We start from the raw sequence: 20,204 nt of genomic DNA on the forward strand, positions 1-20,204 counted from the left end.
CCCTGTATTTGAATTGCTTAACTGATTTCGGAGTCGTTACACCCCATGCAAGAGATTATGCCATTCATCAGCCGACACCCGATTCTGAGCCTGGCCTGGATTGCCCTGCTGGTCGCGGTCATTGTGCTTACGGTGAAGAGTAAACTGTCCAAAGTAAAAGAAGTGGCTCGTGGTGAAGCGATCCAACTGATTAATAAAGAAGATGCGGTAGTGGTCGACACCCGTAATCGTGACGATTATCGCCGTGGTCATATCGCTGGTGCCATAAACTTGTTGCCGAATGACATCAAGAACGGCAGCGTGGGCGAGCTGGAAAAACATAAAGCACAGCCGGTGATCGTGGTGTGCGCTAACGGTATGTCGGCGCGCGAGTCAGCCGAACACCTGTTCAAAGCAGGGTTTGAGCGCGTTATGGTGCTGAAAGACGGGCTGGCTGGCTGGAGCGGCGAAAATCTCCCGCTGGTGCGCGGTAAGTAATGTGGCGTCCCTGATAAGGGGTGCTAGTGTGTTTTATGGCGTGTCCTTCCTGGCGAAAGGAAGCGCGCAAGGAAATCTAACGAAAGGGTATTATTCACATGTCTGAACAAAACAACGTCGAACTGACTTTCCAGATCCAGCGTATTTACACCAAGGATATCTCTTTTGAAGCGCCGAATGCGCCTCAGGTGTTTCAGCAGGAATGGAACCCGGAAGTGAAACTGGATCTGGATACCGCCTCCACCCAGTTGGCTGATGATGTGTACGAAGTGGTGCTGCGTGTCACCGTGACATCCACCCTGGGTGAAGAAACGGCGTTCCTGTGCGAAGTACAGCAGGCGGGTATCTTCACCGTCGCAGGCATTGAAGGAAACCAGTTGGCTCACTGCCTGGGCGCTTACTGCCCGAACGTGCTGTTCCCGTATGCGCGTGAGTGCATCACCAGCCTGGTTTCTCGCGGTACCTTCCCGCAGTTGAACCTGGCTCCGGTTAACTTTGACGCGCTGTTCATGAATTATCTGGAACAGCAGGCCGGTCAGGACGGCGCCGCAGCACAGACGCTGAATGCCTGATGAGCCAGTCTGACGCTGCAATGACGGTGATCGGTGCCGGTTCTTACGGCACCGCACTGGCAATCACGGTGGCCCGCAACGGCCACCGCGTAGTGCTCTGGGGGCATGACCCAGCGCATATTCAGGCGTTACAGGCGGCACGTTGCAATCAGGCGTTTTTGCCTGATGTGCCGTTCCCGGACACGTTGCAACTGGAAACCGACCTGTCTCAGGCACTGGCGGCCAGCCGCAACATTCTGGTGGTGGTGCCAAGCCATGTGTTTGGCGATGTGCTGCGCCAGCTTAAGCCTTACCTGCGTTCAGATGCGCGTCTGGTATGGGCGACCAAAGGGCTGGAAGCGGAGACCGGGCGTCTGTTACAAGATGTCGCCCGCGAAGCGTTGGGTGATAGCATCCCGCTGGCGGTACTTTCCGGGCCGACGTTTGCCAAAGAGCTGGCGGCCGGGTTACCTACCGCGATTGCGCTGGCCTCCACTGAACCGTCGTTTTCCGACGATTTGCAACATCTGCTGCATTGCGGCAAAAGTTTTCGCGTCTACAGCAACCCCGATTTTATCGGCGTGCAGCTGGGTGGCGCAGTAAAAAACGTGATTGCCATCGGTGCCGGTATGTCTGACGGTATGGGGTTTGGCGCCAACGCGCGTACTGCGCTGATAACCCGTGGTCTGGCGGAAATGACGCGGCTGGGTGTCGCACTTGGTGCGGATCCCACCACATTTATGGGCATGGCAGGCCTGGGCGACCTGGTGCTGACGTGTACCGACAACCAGTCACGTAACCGCCGTTTTGGCATGATGCTGGGGCAAGGGATGGATGTGGTCAGCGCCCAGAATCAAATAGGTCAGGTGGTTGAAGGGTATCGGAATACCAAGGAAGTGATGGCGCTGGCGCAGCGTTACGGTGTGGAGATGCCCATCACCGAGCAACTCTGGCAGGTGTTGTATTGCGCGAAAGACGCCCGCGAGGCGGCGTTAAGCCTGCTTGGTCGTGCACGTAAAGACGAAAGTACCAGCCTGTGACGGTGAGTGATTGTTCGGGCCTTCCCACGGGAGGCCCGTTGTTGTTTTATTCTGATAGTGCATGGTGAAAGTAGTCGGTAATAGTCAGCATTAACGCGGTAGATTGGCAGTTTTTCAAAGAGGTGTCGCGATGTCGAATGATGAGCTGGAGCTGGTTTGGAAACACATTAAGGAAGAAGCGCGCAGTCTGGCGGAGTGTGAACCGATGTTGGCCAGCTTCTTTCATGCGACGCTGCTAAAACATGAAAATCTGGGCAGCGCGTTGAGCTATATGCTGGCGAATAAACTGGCTAATGCCATTATGCCAGCCATTGCTATCCGTGAAGTGGTGGAAGAGGCTTACCGTGCTGAGCCTCAGATGATTGCGTCTGCGGCACGTGACATTATGGCGGTGCGACTGCGCGACCCGGCGGTGGATAAATATTCGACACCGTTGCTTTACCTGAAAGGGTTTCATGCGTTGCAGGCCTATCGTATTGGACACTGGTTGTGGCGCCAGGACCGTCAGGCGCTGGCTATTTATCTGCAAAACCAGATTTCCGTGTCGTTTGGGGTCGATATCCACCCGGCGGCGCGCATCGGTTGTGGCATCATGCTCGACCATGCCACCGGTATCGTGATCGGTGAAACGGCGGTGGTAGAAAATGACGTGTCGATTTTGCAGTCGGTGACCCTGGGGGGAACCGGTAAAACCAATGGCGATCGTCACCCTAAAATCCGTGAGGGGGTGATGATAGGCGCTGGTGCCAAGATACTGGGTAACATCGAAGTGGGCTGTGGTGCCAAGATTGGTGCAGGCTCGGTAGTATTGCAGCCAGTACCGCCGCACACCACTGCGGCAGGCGTACCGGCGCGGATTGTTGGCCGCCCGGAAACCGATAAACCCTCACTGGATATGGACCAGTATTTCAACGGCTCGCTGCGTGGTTTTGAGGACGGCGACGGTATTTAATATTTTTCGGTTTGCCGCACGGCAAGCCGAAACCCCACCTATGACCATCATCGTTTTCCTCGCCTTACTGCCGTTTACCCTCTGTTTTCGCTAAGAAACTTCTCAAAAACCCTGTATTAACGGGGCATTTCCGTTTTAGGGGTATTTAACCCGGTAAGAATCATTGTATATCAGTGTCTGGCCCACGGTGTGCGGTGGAAAGCCAGCGCCACACAACCCGAGCGGGTTGTGGGTGATTTACTTTTGGGAATGTTGTTTATGCGATTAATACTGATATCACACAGCCGCCTCTTCGCGTTGTCTGCTCTGTTCTTGATTCCGACGTTTGACGCTCTGTCCGCTGAAAATACCCTGACCGATAGCACGAGCCTGATCGATCGTGCTCCTCAGAGTGATAGTACTACCCAGGATGATCCGACCCCGAGCTTCTGGCAACGCGCCAGTAATAACCTGTCGGAGACCTGGCAACACCCGCAGTCTCAGGACTTGTATGTACCAGCCATCACCTGGCATAACCGCTGGACTTACGACAGGGCGAAAACTGATAAGTACAACGAGCGCCCCTGGGGAGCAGGGTACGGCGTATCGCGGTTGGATAGCGACGGCGACTGGCATGCCTTGTATGTCATGGCGTTTAAAGACTCGTTCAATAAGTGGGAGCCGATTGGCGGTTATGGATATGAAAAACGCTGGCGGCCGCTGGAAAATCAGGATGTTCAGTTTGGGCTGGGGTTTACCGCAGGTGCCACCATGCGGGATAACTGGCACTATATTCCAATCCCAGTGCTCTTGCCGCTGGCGTCGGTCAGCTATCAACGGCTGTCTTTTCAGGCTACCTATATTCCCGGCACCTATAACAACGGCAACGTATTTTTCGCCTGGCTACGGTGGCAATTCTGAGTAGTTGAATGGTTATATTTTATTCTGATGTAAACCATATTGAGGGAAATTCAGTCGCCTGACTCGACTACAATGCGTTATCTGTTTCGTGTTATAGAGCGAGTCACGCCGTGCCGTTATTAATCATTACCACCATTATCTGGTCGTTTTCGTTCAGCCTGATAGGCGAATACCTGGCCGGTCAGGTTGATAGCTGGTTTTCCGCCATGTTCCGACTGGTGCTGGCGGCGTTAGTCTTCCTGCCTTTCCTGCGTTGGCGCGGTTATTCCGCTAAAGCCCTGGGGTTGTATTTGCTGGTGGGGGTTTTCCAGCTTGGCGTCATGTACCTGTTCCTGTTCCGTAGTTACCTTTACCTGAATGTACCGACGATTCTGCTGTTTTCGGTCATGACGCCGCTGTATGTCACGCTGATTTACGACTTGCTGAGCGGGCACCGCTTGCGTTGGGGGTATGCCTTCAGTGCGTTGCTGGCGGTACTGGGCGCGGCGGTGATCCACTACCACGGCGTCAGCGAGCATTTTTGGTGGGGATTGTTGCTGGTTCAGGCGGCAAATATCTGTTTTGCCTTGGGGCAAGTGGGGTATAAGCGGCTGATGGAAGTTTATCCGATGCCGCAGCACAGCGCCTTTTCCTGGTTCTATCTTGGTGCGGCGCTGGTGACACTGGTGGCCTGGGCGTTGTTTGGCAATGTGACCAAACTGCCCACCGCGCCGGTACAGTGGGAGGTATTGGTGTTTCTCGGCGTGGTGGTGTCGGGCCTGGGCTATTTTATGTGGAACTATGGTGCAACGCAGGTGGATGCCGGTACGTTGAGTATTATGAATAACTTTCACGTCCCGGCCGGGTTGCTGGTCAATTTCGCGTTCTGGCAGAAAACGCCGAACTGGACCAGCTTTGCTATCGGGTCAGCGATTATTGCGCTGGCCTTGTGGGTGCACCGGCGTTGGGTCGTGAAGCGTCCCGCACAAACGGCAGATGTTCACAAGCATGCTGGCGCGCAGAACGAATAAACGCTTCGATAACCGGCTGACGCTGCTCGCCATCGCGAACGGCGGCGTAGAGCCGGCTCCATAAGCCGTCCCCCAGGGTTTTGGTGACCACCAGACCCTGGCGTTCAAAACTCTCCACCACCCAGTGCGGTAGTGCGGCGATACCCATGCGTGCCGCCACCATTTGGATCAACAGCAGGGTATTGTCCACACTTTTTAGTGACGGGCTGACCCCGGCAGGTTGCAGGAAGTGACGCCACACATCCAGTCGTTGGCGTTGAACCGGGTAGATCATGAGCGTTTCCTGCGCCAAATCATCAGGCACGATGACAGCCTTGGCCGCCAGCGGATGATCTGGCGATAGCACCAGTCGTACCTCAAAATCAAACATCGGCGAATAGTGCAGGCCGCTACGCGGCAGAATGTCAGAGGTCATCACCAAATCCAGCTCGCCTTGCTGCAGGGCGGGTTGTGGGTCAAAGGTGACGCCGGATTTGAAGTCCATGGCCACTTGCGGCCAGCTCTGGTGAAAGCGTTCCAGCGCCGGTGTTAGCCACTGGATACAACTGTGGCATTCGATAGCCAGTCGCAGGGTGGTTTGATGCGGTTCGTTGCAGGCCTGAAGCGCTTGTTGAATCTGCGGCAGGATCTGCTCAGCCAGCTGCAGCAGAATTTCCCCCTGCGGCGTAAAGCGTAGCGGCTGGCTCTTACGGACGAACAAACGGAACCCCAACCGTTGTTCCAGATCGCTGAATTGATGCGACAAGGCCGATTGCGTCTGATGGAGCTGTGCAGCAGCGGCAGCTAACGAGCCCGTGGTGCGCAGTGCCTGTAGTGTCCGTAAGTGTTTGAGTTCGATCATGAGAGTCCTTCACAGTGACGGTGAATAAATTGCGCTTGTACTGACTACACTACCTGCGGATTATGGATGTGTAAACATCTGGACGGCTAAATGGGGATTCAAGCATGGCAATTCTAAATCACACTCTCGGTTTTCCGCGTGTCGGGCTGCGTCGTGAACTGAAAAAAGCGCAGGAAAGCTATTGGGCAGGGAACAGCACGCAGGAAGAACTGCTGAATGTGGGCCGTGAGTTGCGTGCCCGTCACTGGCAACAACAGAAAGACGCTGGCGTTGAATTGCTGCCAGTGGGCGATTTTGCCTGGTACGACCATGTGCTGACCACCAGTTTGTTGCTGGGGAACGTACCTGCCCGTCACCAGAATGCGGATGGCACCGTGAATCTGGATACTCTGTTCCGTATCGGCCGTGGCCGTGCGCCGACCGGTAATCCGGCCGCGGCGGCCGAAATGACCAAGTGGTTTAACACCAACTATCACTATATGGTGCCGGAATTTACCAAAGGCCAGCAGTTCAAACTGACCTGGACCCAACTGCTGGATGAAGTCGACGAGGCATTAGCGTTGGGCCACAAGGTGAAACCCGTGCTGCTGGGTCCGGTAACTTACCTGTGGCTGGGGAAAGTCAAAGGGGAAGCCTTCGATCGTCTGGATCTGTTGAGCGCGGTATTGCCGGTGTACCAGCAGGTGCTGGCTGAGCTGGCTAAACGCGACATCGAATGGGTGCAGATTGATGAGCCGGTGTTGGCGCTGGAACTGGATGCTGAATGGAAAGCGGCATGTAAACCGGCTTACGATGCGCTGCAAGGTCAGGTGAAGTTACTGCTGACCACCTATTTTGACAGCATCGGCCAGAATCTGGACGTGATCAAGGCACTGCCGGTGCAGGGGCTGCATGTCGACCTGGTTCACGGCAAAGACGATGCTGCCGCACTCAATGCACAGTTGCCTGCCGACTGGGTACTGTCGCTGGGGGTCATCAACGGTCGTAATGTGTGGCGTGCCGATCTGGCGAGCTGGTTCGAGCGTCTGCAACCGTTGCTGGGCAAGCGTACATTGTGGCTGGGTAGTTCCTGCTCTTTGTTGCACAGCCCGATTGATCTCAGCGTCGAAACGCGTCTGGACGAGGAAGTGAAGAGCTGGTTCGCCTTTGCCATTCAGAAGTGTCAGGAACTGGCGTTGCTGACCAGGGCGCTCAACAGCGGCAATGGCGACGAACTGGTGGCATATAGTGCACCGATCCGCGCCCGCCAGACATCAACCCGTGTGAATAACCCAGACGTGGCGAAGCGTCTGGCTGCGATCACGGCACAAGACAGCCAGCGTCAGAACCCGTATCCGGTTCGTGCACAAGCGCAACGTGCGCGTTTCCAGCTACCAGACTGGCCGACCACTACCATCGGTTCGTTCCCGCAAACCACCGAAATCCGTGGCCTGCGTCTGGATTTCAAACAGGGTCGTCTGGATAGTCAGAACTACCGCATCGGCATTGCCGAGCACATCAAACAGGCGATTGTGGAACAGGAACGTCTGGAACTGGACGTACTGGTGCACGGCGAAGCTGAACGTAACGACATGGTGGAGTACTTCGGCGAGCATCTGGATGGCTTCGTGTTCACCCAGAACGGCTGGGTGCAGAGTTACGGTTCCCGTTGCGTTAAACCACCGGTGGTGATTGGCGACATCAGCCGTCCTGAGCCGATCACGGTTGAGTGGGCGAAGTACGCTCAATCGCTCACCAGCAAGCCGGTAAAAGGCATGCTGACCGGCCCGGTCACGATTCTGTGCTGGTCCTTCCCGCGTGAAGACGTCAGCCGTGAAACTATCGCTAAGCAGATTGCGCTGGCGTTGCGCGACGAGGTGGCGGATCTGGAACAGGCCGGTATCGGCATCATCCAGATTGACGAACCGGCGCTGCGTGAAGGCTTGCCGTTGCATCGCTCCGACTGGGCGGCGTATCTGGAGTGGGCTGTCGATGCGTTCCGCCTGAATGCGGCGGTCGCGAAAGACGATACCCAGATTCACACCCACATGTGCTACTGCGAATTCAACGACATTATGGATTCCATCGCGGCACTGGATGCGGACGTGATCACCATCGAAACCTCGCGTTCTGATATGGAACTGCTGGAATCGTTCGAAGAGTTCGAGTACCCGAATGAAATCGGCCCAGGCGTGTACGACATTCATTCACCGAACGTACCGAGCGTCGAATGGATTGAAGCCCTGCTGCGTAAAGCGGCTCAGCGTATTCCGGCAGAACGCCTGTGGGTGAACCCGGACTGCGGCCTGAAAACGCGTGGCTGGCCGGAAACCCGTCAGTCACTGGCGAACATGGTGCAGGCAGCCAAGCGCCTGCGCGAAACCGCCGAGTAAGTGAGCGAAAGCGGTGATGATGAGTAGCGGATAAGTAAGGATGTGCTACAGGCAGGAAGCCGGTTCATCATCACCGTCACCGTGTTTGATTTCACAGCTTAAAAGTGGAACACATTGCTTTATTACTCAGAACAATTGTTCAGGATATTCAAAACCTTTGAAAAATGACATATTCATTGGCGGTGTAGATACTGGAAACAACAATAGGAACGACCTGCTGTAACGAGCCCATAACGCCGGAAGTCTGGCCTTGATTGTTGGATGTTTGCAGTGTATTGCCATTGGAATAAAGAGATATTCCTTTACATGAGTAGGTATCCGACAACAATCTTCCTAATTGATAACCGGCAATACCGGAAATATAAGTACAGGTAAGATTCTTAACTATTTCCCATTTCCAAGTGTTATTTTCCATGTAGTGGATTTTGACATTTTGAAGTTGCGTGTTGGGCATAATCCATTTTGTGTCAATATCCACTGCATTACCAATGGATGCGTTAGTCGTCTGATACCCAAGGCGTAAATTGTCTGGTGAGTTGTTGAGCGCTTTTAGCAGCTCATTTGCATGCTGTTTTACCTTTTGCAGGTCAACAGGCTGACTGGAAAGTAATGCTTTGATAGCTGCGAGCGCTACTTGTGCTGCGGTATAGTTTTCGTAGGCGGCCTTGGCTAGTTCCAAATTATTTGACCAGATTCCTGTGTAGATATGATTATTCGGATTCGCCAGCGGGAATATTGCCAGGAGCAGGCCATCAAGCATTCTATTGACCGTGGGTTGTTTTATTTCATTGATGGTATCCACAATGGCATTGGCGATGGTGTCGTAAGAGATGGTGTGACAGCGTGCCTGCCCGTATCCTACTGGCATGCCGTCGGTAATCTTTTTATCAAAAGCATAGCGGTTGGTGGCTCCTGACATTTTCTTTAGCTGTGTGCCGTTTAGCTCAATCATCGTAACCTCTTTTCTGGGATTTGACAGGGCGTAGACGTCGTACGTCATGTAGAAAAAAGATACGAATCCAGCAGTTTTATGGCGCGGTGGGATTAATGGAATACGCCGTTTTTCCTGTGCGTTGTTCGTGGTTGGTTGTAGGGTAAAGCGGTGAGATTAAGACTCGTGTTGTAAACCGTAAAGCAGGTGTCACTGCTTTACGGCCCATCTGGCGCTTACACCACGCCGTAGCGGGCGAACCACGCCAGCATACGTTGCCAGCCGTCTTTGGCGGAGGCTTCATGGTATGTCGCACGGTAGTCGGCATGGAAGGCGTGATCGGCATCGGGATAAACCACGATTTCCGCATCTGCATTGACTGCCCGTAGTGCCTGACGCATGGTTTCCACCTGTGTTAGCGGAATACCTTTATCCTGCCCGCCGTATAGCCCAAGCACCGGGGCGCTCAGATCTTTGGCGACATCGACCGGATGTTGGGGCGAGGTCAGTGTTTTTTCGGCCACCAGCTTGCCGTACCAGGCAACCGCGGCTTTTAACTGCGGATTGTGTGCGGCGTACAACCAACTGATGCGTCCACCCCAGCAGAAACCGGTAATTGCCAGACGTTTGGCATCGCCACCCTGGCGTACCGCCCAGTGTGCTGTATGGTCAAGGTCAGATAAGACCTGATTGTCTGGCACCTTGCTGACCAGTTCACTCAGTAATGTAGGGATATCGCTGTATTGCTGCGGGTCGCCCTGCCGGAAATAGAGTTCCGGTGCGATGGCCAGATAGCCCTGTTTAGCCAGCCGCCGACAGACATCACGAATATGCTCATGTACACCGAAGATTTCCTGCACGACCAGTACAATCGGTAAGGGGCCGTCGGCCTGTTCGGGTTTGGCAAGATAGGCCGGCAGATTATCACCCTGTGAAGGTATCGTGGTTTCACCGGCCACCAGCCCGACGGCATCGGTGGTAATGGCGGAAGAAGCCAGCGGCATGACAGCTGGCGAAAATGCCCGTGTGGTCTCTCTGAGTGTCAGTAGCTCATCGGTTTTCATTGCCTTTCCTTTATCAAGACTGGAATCTGCCAGCGGGACATGTCGCACCCGCGTTAAGCAAGTGTAGGAACTTTGTAGTGTATTGCGAATTTCGGCAACCAGATAGGGCAATCGGTGCCACACGCTGTGCCACATTGTGTGGCGCAATAGCGGGTGATTACAGTCTAAATTGTGATTAAAATCACGTTATTAATGTAAATAGATGTTCGTTACTTTCCAATGAGCGACGTGCTTCACTTAACGGCGACAATCTGTGCGCTAAGATGGTGTTGTACCTGACGGCTTGCCTGGGAGGCGTTTATGTCCGATGTATTTCATCTCGGTTTAACAAGACAGGATTTGCAAGGAGCCACGCTGGCGATAGTGCCCGGCGACCCGGCTCGCGTGGAAAAGATTGCCCGCTTGATGGAGAACCCGGTCTTTCTGGCGTCACACCGGGAGTTCACCTCCTGGCGTGCGGAACTGGCAGGCAAACCGGTGATTGTTTGCTCCACCGGTATTGGCGGCCCCTCTACTTCGATTGCGGTAGAAGAACTGGCGCAACTGGGTGTGCGTACCTTCCTGCGTGTCGGCACGACCGGCGCTATCCAGCCGCATATCGCTGTGGGTGATGTGTTGGTCACCACCGCCGCGGTGCGTCTGGACGGTGCCAGCCTGCACTTTGCACCGCTGGAGTTCCCGGCGGCGGCGGATTTTGCCTGTACCTGTGCACTGGCAGAATCGGCGCGTGAAGCGGGGGCGACACTGCATGTCGGCATTACCGCCTCTTCAGATACCTTCTATCCGGGCCAGGAACGCTACGATACCTATTCCGGTCGGGTCGTGCGGCGTTTTCAAGGTTCTATGGCGGAATGGCAGAGCATGGGCGTGCTGAACTATGAAATGGAATCCGCTACGCTGCTGACGATGTGTGCCAGTCAAGGGCTGCGTGCTGGGATGGTCGCGGGAGTGATCGTCAACCGCACCCAGCAGGAAATCCCCGATACCGCTACGATGCAAAAAGCGGAACACGCGTCCGTCAGTGTGGTGTTGTCGGCGGCTCGCAAATTGCTGAGCGCCTGAGCGTTGTGATGTTATTACCGGGTCGCTAGCCCGGCAGGGCGGTACGAGCGTGTCCCCGTACCGCCTTTTGTTTTTCTGCACACCGACCCCACGAGCTGTTCATCGGTTTGTCGGCCTTCATGCTAATTTAATTGTCAGGCCGGATAATACCCGTCAGTCGCCGTCGTTCGACGATGGTGTAACCGTAATCATTCAGCACAGATAACGGATCCTTGATAGCTAACCCTTGATAATTCATTTTTGATAACGACAGGGAAAGGTATGACTTCATCCTCATTGTTACATCCCTCGTTGCTGCCGCTTGATGGCGGCGTCAATTTTCGTGATTTGGGCGGTATCCGCGTGGCGGATGGGCGGCAGATCAAGCGTGGCAGGCTGTTTCGTTCCGGTGCGCTGGATATGCTGAGCGAGCGGGATATCGACCATCTCGCCAGCGTGCCGGTGGCTCATGTGGTGGATTACCGTGATCAGGACGAAGCGGCGTTGCGGCCTGATCGTTTGTGGTCTGGCGCGCGTTACCATCCGGTACCGGCTAATCCGTTGCGTCATGAGGTCACCGCCAGCCTGGAAACGCTAGGCTCGGAAAAACTCGAGGCGTTCGATTCCCGTGCGTTCATGATGGAACTGTATCGCCGTTTACCGTTTGGCAATCCGGCGTATCAGCATCTGGTAGCGTTGTTGCGCCAGCCGGATGACGGTGCCTTGGTGCAACATTGTGCGGTAGGCAAAGATCGTACCGGTATTGGTTCTGCGCTGGTGCTGTTCGCACTGGGGGCGGATGAGCCAACGGTGATGGAAGATTATCTGGTCACCGAATCCACGCTGATTCCGTTTCGCCGTCAGTTGTTGGAAGACCTGGCGTCCAGCCTGAGTGAGAAAGCGCTAAAGCGGTTTGATTTCGTCCTTTCCGCCCGCGAAGAATTTCTGGTGACGGCGCTGCACACCATCCGTGAGAAGCATGGGTCAGTGGATAACTGGCTGGCGCAGGATTACGGTCTGGATGCCTCAGCGCGTGATGCGCTGCGGGATAAATATCTGGCGTGAATGGGTCAACTATTCGTGCAAAACCGGGAGGCATGGCTCCCGGTTTGTGTTGGTGTGGGGCGACTAGCCGGTATTGCGCATCCCGGCTGCGACGCCCGCGATGGTGACCATCAGCGCTTGTTCTACCTGTGGGTCCGTCATGTCTTGCTGGCGAGAACGGTGCAGCAATTCCGCCTGCAATACGTTGAGTGGGTCGGTATAGACGTTACGCAACGCGATGGATTCGGCAATCCACGGCAGGTCGGCCATCAGATGGTCGTCGTTGGAGATAGTCAGTACCGCCTGGATGTCTTTTTCCAACTGTTCACGCAGCTGTTTGCCCAACGACCACAGTTTTTCGTCCACCAGCCGCTGGTCGTAGTATTCCGCCAGCCACAGATCGGCCTTGGCAAATACCATCTCCAGCATGCCGATACGGGTGGAGAAGAATGGCCAGTCGCGGCACATGGTTTCCAACTGGCTCTGATGCCCTTTTTCGATCACATCTTGCAACGCCGCACCGGCACCCAGCCAGGCGGGCAGCATCAAACGGTTCTGGGTCCAGGCGAAAATCCACGGAATAGCGCGCAGGCTTTCTACACCGCCGTTCGGCCGACGTTTGGCCGGGCGTGACCCCAGCGGCAGTTTGCCCAGTTCAAGTTCCGGCGTGGCGGCGCGGAAGTAGGGCACGAAGTCCGGATTTTCCCGCACGTAACCACGGTACATGTCGCAGGAGATACGCGACAGCTCATCCATGATGTGATGCCACTCTGGCTTCGGTTCCGGTGGCGGCAGCAGGTTGGCTTCCAGAATGGCGGAAGTATAAAGCGACAGACTGCTGATGGTGACTTCCGGCAGACCGAACTTGAAGCGGATCATCTCGCCTTGTTCGGTCACACGCAGGCCACCTTTCAGGCTGCCCGGCGGTTGGGAGAGCAGTGCGGCGTGAGCCGGTGCACCGCCACGGCCAATGGAGCCGCCGCGACCGTGGAACAAGGTCAGCGCGATACCGTATTTTTCGCAGGTTTTGATCAGTGCGTCCTGTGCGCGGTACTGCGCCCAGGAGGCCGCCATCACCCCGGCGTCTTTGGCTGAGTCGGAATAACCAATCATCACCATCTGTTTGCCCTGAATGAAGCCGCGATACCAGTCGATATTGAGCAACTGGATCATCACGCTGTCGGCGTTATTCAGGTCGTCCAGGGTTTCGAACAGCGGGGCGACCGGCAATGAGTACGGGCAACCGGCTTCTTTTAACAACAGATGTACCGCCAGCACGTCGGACGGGGTACGCGCCATTGAGATAACATACGCGGCAATGGAGTCGCGTGGGGTTTCGGCAATCACTCGGCAGGTTTCCAGCACTTCTTGCGTGTCAGCACTCGGTTCCCACTGCCGCGGCAGCAACGGACGCTTGGAGTTCAGCTCGCGGATCAGGAACGCCTGCTTGTCGGATTCAGACCAGCTTTCATAATCCCCCAGCCCCAGATAGCGGGTGATTTCCGCCAGCGCGTCGGTGTGACGGGTACTTTCCTGACGCACGTCGATGCGCACCAGCGGCACACCAAAGCAGCGCACCCGGCGCAGCGTATCCAGCAATTGCCCATCGGCGATGATCCCCATGCCGCAGGCGTGCAGCGACTGGTAACAGGCGTAAAGCGGTTCCCATAGCTGGTCGTTGGTGACCAGCAGATCATTGGGCGGCACCCGTTGTTCGCCCTTCAGGCGCGCGTCCAGATAGTCCAGCGTGGTGGTTAACTGCGCACGCAAGTTTTTCATCAATTCGCGATAAGGTTCCTGCACCTCGTCGCCGCCAGCCAGTTGTTGCAGTTTGGGCGTGCACGTCGTCATCGACAGTTCAGATACCAGCACCTGCACATCCCGCAGGAACAGGTCGGCGGCTTTCCAGCGGCTTAACAGCAGCACACGACGGGTGATTTCAGAGGTCACGTTCGGGTTGCCATCGCGGTCGCCACCCATCCAGGACGTAAAGCGCACCGGCACCGAATCTACCGGCAGGCGGTAGCCCAGCTCCTTGTCCATCTGTTCGTCGAGTTCACGCAGGAACGCAGGCACCCCTTCCCACAGGCTGTTTTCCACCACCGCAAAGCCCCACTTGGCCTCGTCTACCGGCGTCGGGCGGATTTTACGGATTTCATCGGTATGCCAGTACTGGGCAATCAGCTGGCGCAGACGGCGCATGATCTGATGGCGTTCGTAGTCGGCCAGGTCGTTATGATCGAGCTGCTTGAGACAGGTATTGACCTCTACCAGCTTGTGGATCAGCGTGCGGCGGGTAATTTCCGTTGGGTGTGCGGTCAGAACCAGCTCGATAGAGAGCGATTCCACCGCATTGCGGATGTCTTTGTCGCTCAGGTTGTCGCGGCTTTTCAGGTTGCGAAACACCGTCGCCAGTGCTTCCGGGTTACTGGCCGCTTCGCCGTGCGGAGAAATACTGTGGTACTGCTCGGCGGTGTTGGTCAGGTTAAGGAACTGGCTGAACGCACGGGCGACCGGCAACAGTTCCTCGTTGGACAGGTTTTGCAGCGTGGTTAACAGCTCCTGACGGTGTGTTTCACTCCCCGCCCGCGACGCTTTGGATAGCTTGCGGATGGTTTCAACCCGCTCAAGGATATTGGCACCCAGCGCATCCTTGATGGTATCGCCGAGCAATTTACCCAGCATGCTGACATTGCTCCGCATGGCGGAATATTGTTCATTCATAGTTACCCTGACCCACCTCATGATTTTGTAAATTTATTACACACAATGATTGTGTGGTTACTGTCTTTTATCTAGCCATGTTCGCGATTGTTCGTCAATGAACGTCTTTTAATCACTACAGTTGTACCCGTTTAACCGGTACAAAGGCAATTTGTGAAATTTAATTACAAAAGCTTGCTGATAAGTGACACTTATCTTATGGCGCTGGAGAAAGCAAGCAGGCGGCGAGTCATTGGACGATAAAACGGCAATAACAAGGCAGAAACGACGAGGGACTGCGGTGCTGAGACTAACGGTTTGGCTGTCTGTCCGTTGCTGTCAGGAGATTGCCCGGCACTCAAGGCCGGGCAAGTGATGAAAATACGCAGTACGTGAAATCGGCTGGCGAAATCAGTGCTGGCAGAAGTGGTGCACTAACTGGGTAATCAGGGTGCGAGTGGGTTTGATGAACGACATATCGATAAATTCATCTGGCTGATGTGCCTGATTGATAGAGCCGGGGCCAAGCACCAGCGTCGGGCACAGCTCCTGAATGAATGGCGCTTCGGTACAGTAATTCACCACATCGGTCGGTTGCCCCACCAGTTTTTCCACCACCTGTGCCAGTTGATGGTCCGCCGGGCATTCATAGCCGGGAATCGGCGGGTGCAGTTCGCTGATGGTCAGTCGGCCCGGCCAGCGCTCACTGACCGGTGCCAGGGCTTCGCTCAACAAGCCGTTGAGATCGCTGAGCGTCATACCCGGTAACGGGCGGATATCCATGTGCAGATCACAGCAGGCGCAAATACGGTTAGCGGCGTCGCCGCCATGAATATGGCCGAAATTCATGGTCGGGTAAGGAATGTGGAATGCCGGGTTGTGATAGCGATCTTTGAGCGTGTTGCGCAGCCCCATCAGTTCAGAGATAGCCTCGTGCATCAGTTCGATGGCATTGACGCCACGTGACGGGTCGCTGGAATGACCGGACTGGCCTTGAATGCGAACGACATTCGACATGTGGCCTTTGTGGGCGCGTACCGGTTGCAGCGAGGTCGGTTCGCCGATAATCGCGCAATCCGGGCGGATACCGGTCGACTCGGAGAAGTATTTGGCACCCGCCATCGTCGTTTCTTCATCTGCGGTGGCCAGAATGTACAGCGGCTTGGTCAGCTTACTGGCATCCACATCGCGCAGCGCATCAAGAATAAAAGCGAAAAAGCCTTTCATGTCGGCGGTGCCGAGCCCGTAGAGCTTATTGTCGTGCTCAGTGAGGGTAAAAGGGTCGCGCGTCCAGCGTCCGTCGTCGAACGGCACCGTGTCGGTGTGACCGGCCAGCAGCAGCCCGCCGTTACCTTCACCCAGACGGGCCAACAAATTGAATTTATTAAACGTACCGGGAACCGGCTGCACATCGACATGAAAACCCAGATCGCTAAACCATCCCGCCAACAGATTGATTAAGGTCTCATTGCTTTGATCCAGTGCGCGCTCGGTGGCGCTGATGGACGGAGTGGCGATCAATGCCCGGTAGAGCTCCATAAAAGGGGGTAAATTCATCTTCACTGTTGACAGCCTCTGGGTTAGGATAGTATCAATATTCATGCATTTATTGTGAATAAAAATACAATAATGCCAGGCAAAATGAAATCACAAGCTGTGCGGCGAGGCGAGATTGTCGCATAATCGTTTCTTCTGGCTGTTGTGGGTGAACGGCGTGGCCGCGCTGATGAGCCTGCTTACTGTTCCACCTATCTGGCAATAAAGGTATACCGAACTCATGCTGAACACGTTGATCGTTGGTGCAAGTGGCTATACTGGCGCTGAACTGGCCTTGTACCTGAACCGTCACCCACAGATGAACATAACCGCTTTAGCGGTCTCTGCGCAAAGCGTTGATGCGGGAAAACGCATTTCTGACCTGCACCCTCAGCTTAAAGGCATTATCGACTTACCGGTGCAGCCACTGACCGATGTGGCCGAGGCCGCCAAAGGCGTCGATGTCGTGTTTCTGGCCACTGACCACAAGGTGAGCCACGATCTTGCACCGCAATTCCTGAACGCCGGTTGTACCGTGTTCGACCTGTCTGGCGCATTTCGCGTGCAGGATCCTGAATTTTATACCCGTTACTACGGCTTCGAGCACCAGCACACCGACTGGCTGGCGCAGGCGGTGTATGGCCTGGCGGAATGGCAGGCCGAGTCTATCAAGCAAGCGCGGCTTATCGCTGTGCCGGGGTGTTACCCCACCGCGTCTCAACTGGCACTGAAACCGCTGGTGGAAGGCGGTTTGCTGAACCCGAACCAGTGGCCGGTGATTGATGCCACCAGCGGCGTTAGCGGTGCGGGTCGTAAGGCGAGCATGACCAACAGTTTCTGTGAAGTCAGCCTGCAGCCGTACGGCATCTTCAATCATCGCCATCACCCGGAAATCGCCACCCATCTCGGCATTCCGGTGATTTTCACCCCGCATCTGGGCAATTTCCCGCGTGGTATTCTGGCGACGATTACCTGTCGTTTGCAGCCGGGCGTCACCGCACAGGACGTGGCGGAAGCCTACCACAACGCTTATCACGACAAACCGCTGGTGCGGTTGTATGAAAAAGGCGTACCGGCACTGAAATCGGTAGTCGGACTGCCGTTCTGCGATATCGGCTTCGTGGTACAAGACGAGCACCTGATCGTGGTCGCTACCGAAGATAACCTGCTCAAAGGTGCGGCGGCGCAGGCGGTGCAGTGCATGAACATTCGCTTCGGTTTCCCTGAAACCCAATCCTTACTCTGATGACACCCTGAGGCGCAAAGACCGATGAATCCGTTAATTATCAAATTAGGTGGCGTATTACTGGATAGCGAAGAGGCGCTGGAGCGCCTGTTCACCGCGCTGGTCGCTTACCGTCAACAGCATCAGCGCCCGCTGGTGATCGTTCATGGTGGCGGTTGTCTGGTCGATGACCTGATGAAGAAACTGTCGCTGCCGGTGGTCAAGAAAAACGGCCTGCGTGTGACGCCAGCCGATCAAATCGACATTATTACCGGCGCGTTGGCCGGTTCTGCCAATAAAACCTTGCTGGCCTGGGCGATTCGTCACGGCATCAACGCGGTGGGCCTGAGTCTGGCAGATGGCGGCAGCACCGTGGTGACACAGTTGAATGATGAGCTGGGCCATGTGGGCAAAGCGGAAGCGGGTTCCCCGGCACTGCTCAACACCCTGCTGAGCGCCGGTTATCTGCCGGTTATCAGCTCCATCGGTATTACCGTTGGCGGTGAACTGATGAACGTTAACGCTGATCAGGCTGCCACCGCGCTGGCACAGACGCTGGGCGCGGATTTGATCCTGCTGTCCGACGTGAGCGGCATTCTGGACGGTAAAGGTCAGCGCATTGCGGAAATGACCGCCGGTAAAGCGGAAGAGCTGATCGCTCAGGGCATTATTACCGACGGTATGATCGTTAAAGTGAATGCGGCACTGGACGCGGCGCGTGCGCTGGGGCGTCCGGTCGATATCGCCAGCTGGCGCCACGCCGAGCAGTTACCCATGCTGTTCAACGGCGTGTCTATCGGTACCCGCATTCTGGCGTAATCCGTCAGCATGTCGTACGTGTTCTTCCCGCGTTAGTCGCCGGAAGAACACGGCAGTTCAATCACGGGCTGAACGGGAGTCGGCCCGCTTTTATCAGAGAGACCGGGAGTGTAGTTATGGCTTTGTGGGGCGGACGGTTCACGCAGGCGGCAGATACGCGTTTTAAACAATTCAACGATTCACTGCGGTTTGATTACCGTCTGGCGGAGCAGGACATTATCGGGTCCATCGGCTGGTCTAAAGCCCTGGTGACGGTAAATGTACTGAGCGCTCAGGAACAGCAGCAACTGGAGCAGGCACTCAATGCGTTGCTAACCGAGGTGCAGGCAGACCCGGAAGCTATCCTGCAAAGCGATGCGGAAGACATTCACAGCTGGGTAGAGCAGAAACTGATCGAGAAAGTCGGCGCGCTGGGTAAGAAACTGCATACCGGGCGCAGCCGTAATGACCAGGTGGCGACGGACCTGAAACTGTGGTGCAAGGCGCAGGTGAGCGAGCTGGCGCAGGCGATTCGTCATCTGCGAGCGGCGTTGGTTGCTACCGCCGAAGCGAATCAGGATGCGGTGATGCCGGGCTATACTCACCTGCAACGCGCACAGCCGGTGACCTTCGCTCACTGGTGTCTGGCTTACCATGAAATGCTCGCACGTGATGAGAGCCGTCTTGAAGATACGCTCAAGCGTCTGGACGTCAGCCCACTGGGCTGCGGCGCGCTGGCGGGTACTGCTTATCCTATCGACCGCGAGCAACTGGCTGGCTGGCTGGGCTTTGCCTCTGCTACCCGCAACAGTCTGGATACGGTCTCTGACCGTGATCACGTACTGGAACTGCTGTCCGATGCGTCTATCGGTATGGTGCATTTGTCGCGCTTTGCCGAAGATTTGATTTTCTTCAACAGCGGTGAAGCGGCGTTTGTCGAATTGTCTGACCGTGTGACTTCCGGCTCTTCCCTGATGCCGCAGAAGAAAAACCCGGATGCACTGGAGCTTATCCGCGGTAAATGCGGCCGTGTTCAGGGCGCGCTGGCCGGTATGCTAGTGACGCTGAAAGGACTGCCGCTGGCCTATAACAAAGATATGCAGGAAGACAAGGAAGGGCTGTTCGATGCGCTGGATACCTGGCACGACTGCCTGTTGATGGCGTCACTGGTGCTGGAAGGCATTCAGGTGAAACGTCCTCGCTGTCAGGAAGCGGCACAGCAGGGTTACGCCAACGCGACCGAACTGGCCGATTATCTGGTCGCCAAAGGTGTGCCATTCCGTGAAGCGCACCATATCGTCGGTGAAGCGGTGGTGGAAGCGATTCGTCAAGGTAAAGCGCTGGAAGCGCTGTCACTGTCGGATCTTAAACAGTTCAGCGCAGTCATCGAAGACGATGTCTATCCGGCGCTGTCGTTGCAATCCTGTCTGGATAAGCGTGCCGCACAAGGCGGGGTGTCGCCGCAGCAAGTCGCACGTGCGATTGCCGACGCGAAGCAACGTCTGGCGTAATCCCGTTTATCGATAGTTATCGATATCAGAACCGGCCTGCGGGCCGGTTTTGTTTTTTCTATCTTCCTTCCCATGTTCTGCCTTCGATCTTCTGCTTTCTGATCTCAGCTCGCATTTTCTCGCCGTTCGAGTGTTTTTCCAGCCCATTTCGCACATAACCTCTGGACAGATATACAGCCTCACTTTACCTTGGCGGGCAGTGGTACTG

17 protein-coding genes are annotated in these 20,204 nt (G+C 55.5%); 12 read left to right on the top strand and 5 right to left on the bottom strand.

The window, feature by feature from the left end:
- Window positions 1-45 precede the first annotated feature (45 nt).
- The 6 genes from DZE2538_RS00960 (at window position 46) to DZE2538_RS00985 (ending at window position 4,930) form a co-directional block, all read left to right on the top strand.
- Window positions 46-477 (top strand): rhodanese-like domain-containing protein, encoded by a 432-nt coding sequence (locus DZE2538_RS00960; protein WP_012882919.1) that lies wholly within the window; start codon window positions 46-48, stop codon window positions 475-477.
- A 98-nt stretch (window positions 478-575) separates the two neighbouring features.
- Window positions 576-1,049 carry a protein-export chaperone SecB gene (gene secB, locus DZE2538_RS00965; RefSeq protein WP_019844099.1) on the top strand — a complete coding sequence of 158 codons (474 nt, stop codon included), beginning with the start codon at window positions 576-578 and terminating at the stop codon, window positions 1,047-1,049.
- Window positions 1,049-2,068 carry an NAD(P)H-dependent glycerol-3-phosphate dehydrogenase gene (gene gpsA, locus DZE2538_RS00970; protein ID WP_038915366.1) on the top strand — a complete coding sequence of 340 codons (1,020 nt, stop codon included), beginning with the start codon at window positions 1,049-1,051 and terminating at the stop codon, window positions 2,066-2,068. The genes secB and gpsA overlap by 1 nt, the downstream gene beginning before the upstream one ends.
- Window positions 2,069-2,198: 130 nt before the next feature.
- The gene (gene cysE / locus DZE2538_RS00975) at window positions 2,199-3,020 is read left to right on the top strand and encodes a serine O-acetyltransferase (protein ID WP_012882922.1); all 822 of its coding nucleotides are present in this window, start codon (window positions 2,199-2,201) and stop codon (window positions 3,018-3,020) included.
- A 258-nt stretch (window positions 3,021-3,278) separates the two neighbouring features.
- Window positions 3,279-3,920, top strand: coding sequence for a lipid IV(A) palmitoyltransferase PagP (pagP, locus tag DZE2538_RS00980; protein WP_080638932.1), 642 nt, complete (start codon window positions 3,279-3,281; stop codon window positions 3,918-3,920).
- 110 nt (window positions 3,921-4,030) lie between these two features.
- A complete protein-coding gene (locus tag DZE2538_RS00985) occupies window positions 4,031-4,930 on the top strand; it encodes a carboxylate/amino acid/amine transporter (protein WP_023638654.1) in 900 nt (299 codons plus the stop codon).
- Here DZE2538_RS00985 and metR read toward each other — a convergent pair.
- A complete protein-coding gene (gene metR / locus DZE2538_RS00990) occupies window positions 4,833-5,771 on the bottom strand; it encodes an HTH-type transcriptional regulator MetR (RefSeq protein ID WP_019844095.1) in 939 nt (312 codons plus the stop codon). The two genes, DZE2538_RS00985 and metR, sit on opposite strands and share 98 nt — an antisense overlap.
- Window positions 5,772-5,875: 104 nt before the next feature.
- Between metR and metE the strand changes: the two genes are divergently transcribed.
- Window positions 5,876-8,143, top strand: coding sequence for a 5-methyltetrahydropteroyltriglutamate--homocysteine S-methyltransferase (metE, locus tag DZE2538_RS00995; protein WP_038915367.1), 2,268 nt, complete (start codon window positions 5,876-5,878; stop codon window positions 8,141-8,143).
- Window positions 8,144-8,291: 148 nt separating this feature from the next.
- Here metE and DZE2538_RS01000 read toward each other — a convergent pair whose 3' ends face one another.
- Both DZE2538_RS01000 and DZE2538_RS01005 read right to left on the bottom strand, forming a co-directional pair.
- Complete coding sequence (locus DZE2538_RS01000) at window positions 8,292-9,095, bottom strand: hypothetical protein (RefSeq protein ID WP_152486110.1); 804 nt, start codon at window positions 9,093-9,095, stop codon at window positions 8,292-8,294.
- Window positions 9,096-9,310: 215 nt separating this feature from the next.
- Complete coding sequence (locus tag DZE2538_RS01005; RefSeq protein ID WP_016943442.1) at window positions 9,311-10,138, bottom strand: dienelactone hydrolase family protein; 828 nt, start codon at window positions 10,136-10,138, stop codon at window positions 9,311-9,313.
- Window positions 10,139-10,438: 300 nt separating this feature from the next.
- Between DZE2538_RS01005 and udp the strand changes: the two genes are divergently transcribed.
- Together udp and DZE2538_RS01015 are read left to right on the top strand one after the other, a co-directional pair.
- The gene (gene udp, locus DZE2538_RS01010) at window positions 10,439-11,200 is read left to right on the top strand and encodes a uridine phosphorylase (protein WP_038915369.1); all 762 of its coding nucleotides are present in this window, start codon (window positions 10,439-10,441) and stop codon (window positions 11,198-11,200) included.
- Between the two features lie 261 nt (window positions 11,201-11,461).
- Complete coding sequence (locus DZE2538_RS01015) at window positions 11,462-12,244, top strand: tyrosine-protein phosphatase (protein WP_038915370.1); 783 nt, start codon at window positions 11,462-11,464, stop codon at window positions 12,242-12,244.
- Window positions 12,245-12,307: 63 nt separating this feature from the next.
- Here DZE2538_RS01015 and ppc read toward each other — a convergent pair whose 3' ends face one another.
- Both ppc and argE read right to left on the bottom strand, forming a co-directional pair.
- Window positions 12,308-14,947 (bottom strand): phosphoenolpyruvate carboxylase, encoded by a 2,640-nt coding sequence (gene ppc, locus DZE2538_RS01020; RefSeq protein ID WP_038915371.1) that lies wholly within the window; start codon window positions 14,945-14,947, stop codon window positions 12,308-12,310.
- Between the two features lie 390 nt (window positions 14,948-15,337).
- The gene (argE, locus tag DZE2538_RS01025; RefSeq protein ID WP_019844089.1) at window positions 15,338-16,489 is read right to left on the bottom strand and encodes an acetylornithine deacetylase; all 1,152 of its coding nucleotides are present in this window, start codon (window positions 16,487-16,489) and stop codon (window positions 15,338-15,340) included.
- Window positions 16,490-16,703: 214 nt separating this feature from the next.
- On the opposite strand from argE, the gene argC reads away from it, so the two are divergent.
- From argC to argH, 3 genes are all read left to right on the top strand, one after another.
- Window positions 16,704-17,708, top strand: a complete 1,005-nt coding sequence (argC, locus tag DZE2538_RS01030; RefSeq protein WP_016943435.1) for an N-acetyl-gamma-glutamyl-phosphate reductase — start codon at window positions 16,704-16,706, stop codon at window positions 17,706-17,708.
- Window positions 17,709-17,732: 24 nt separating this feature from the next.
- Window positions 17,733-18,506: an acetylglutamate kinase gene (gene argB / locus DZE2538_RS01035; protein ID WP_019844088.1), complete on the top strand. Its 774-nt coding sequence runs from the start codon at window positions 17,733-17,735 to the stop codon at window positions 18,504-18,506.
- 116 nt (window positions 18,507-18,622) lie between these two features.
- Window positions 18,623-19,996 carry an argininosuccinate lyase gene (argH, locus tag DZE2538_RS01040; RefSeq protein WP_038915372.1) on the top strand — a complete coding sequence of 458 codons (1,374 nt, stop codon included), beginning with the start codon at window positions 18,623-18,625 and terminating at the stop codon, window positions 19,994-19,996.
- The last annotated feature ends 208 nt before the right edge of the window (window positions 19,997-20,204 follow it).

This window comes from Dickeya zeae NCPPB 2538 (assembly GCF_000406165.1).
Lineage (GTDB): Bacteria > Pseudomonadota > Gammaproteobacteria > Enterobacterales > Enterobacteriaceae > Dickeya > Dickeya zeae.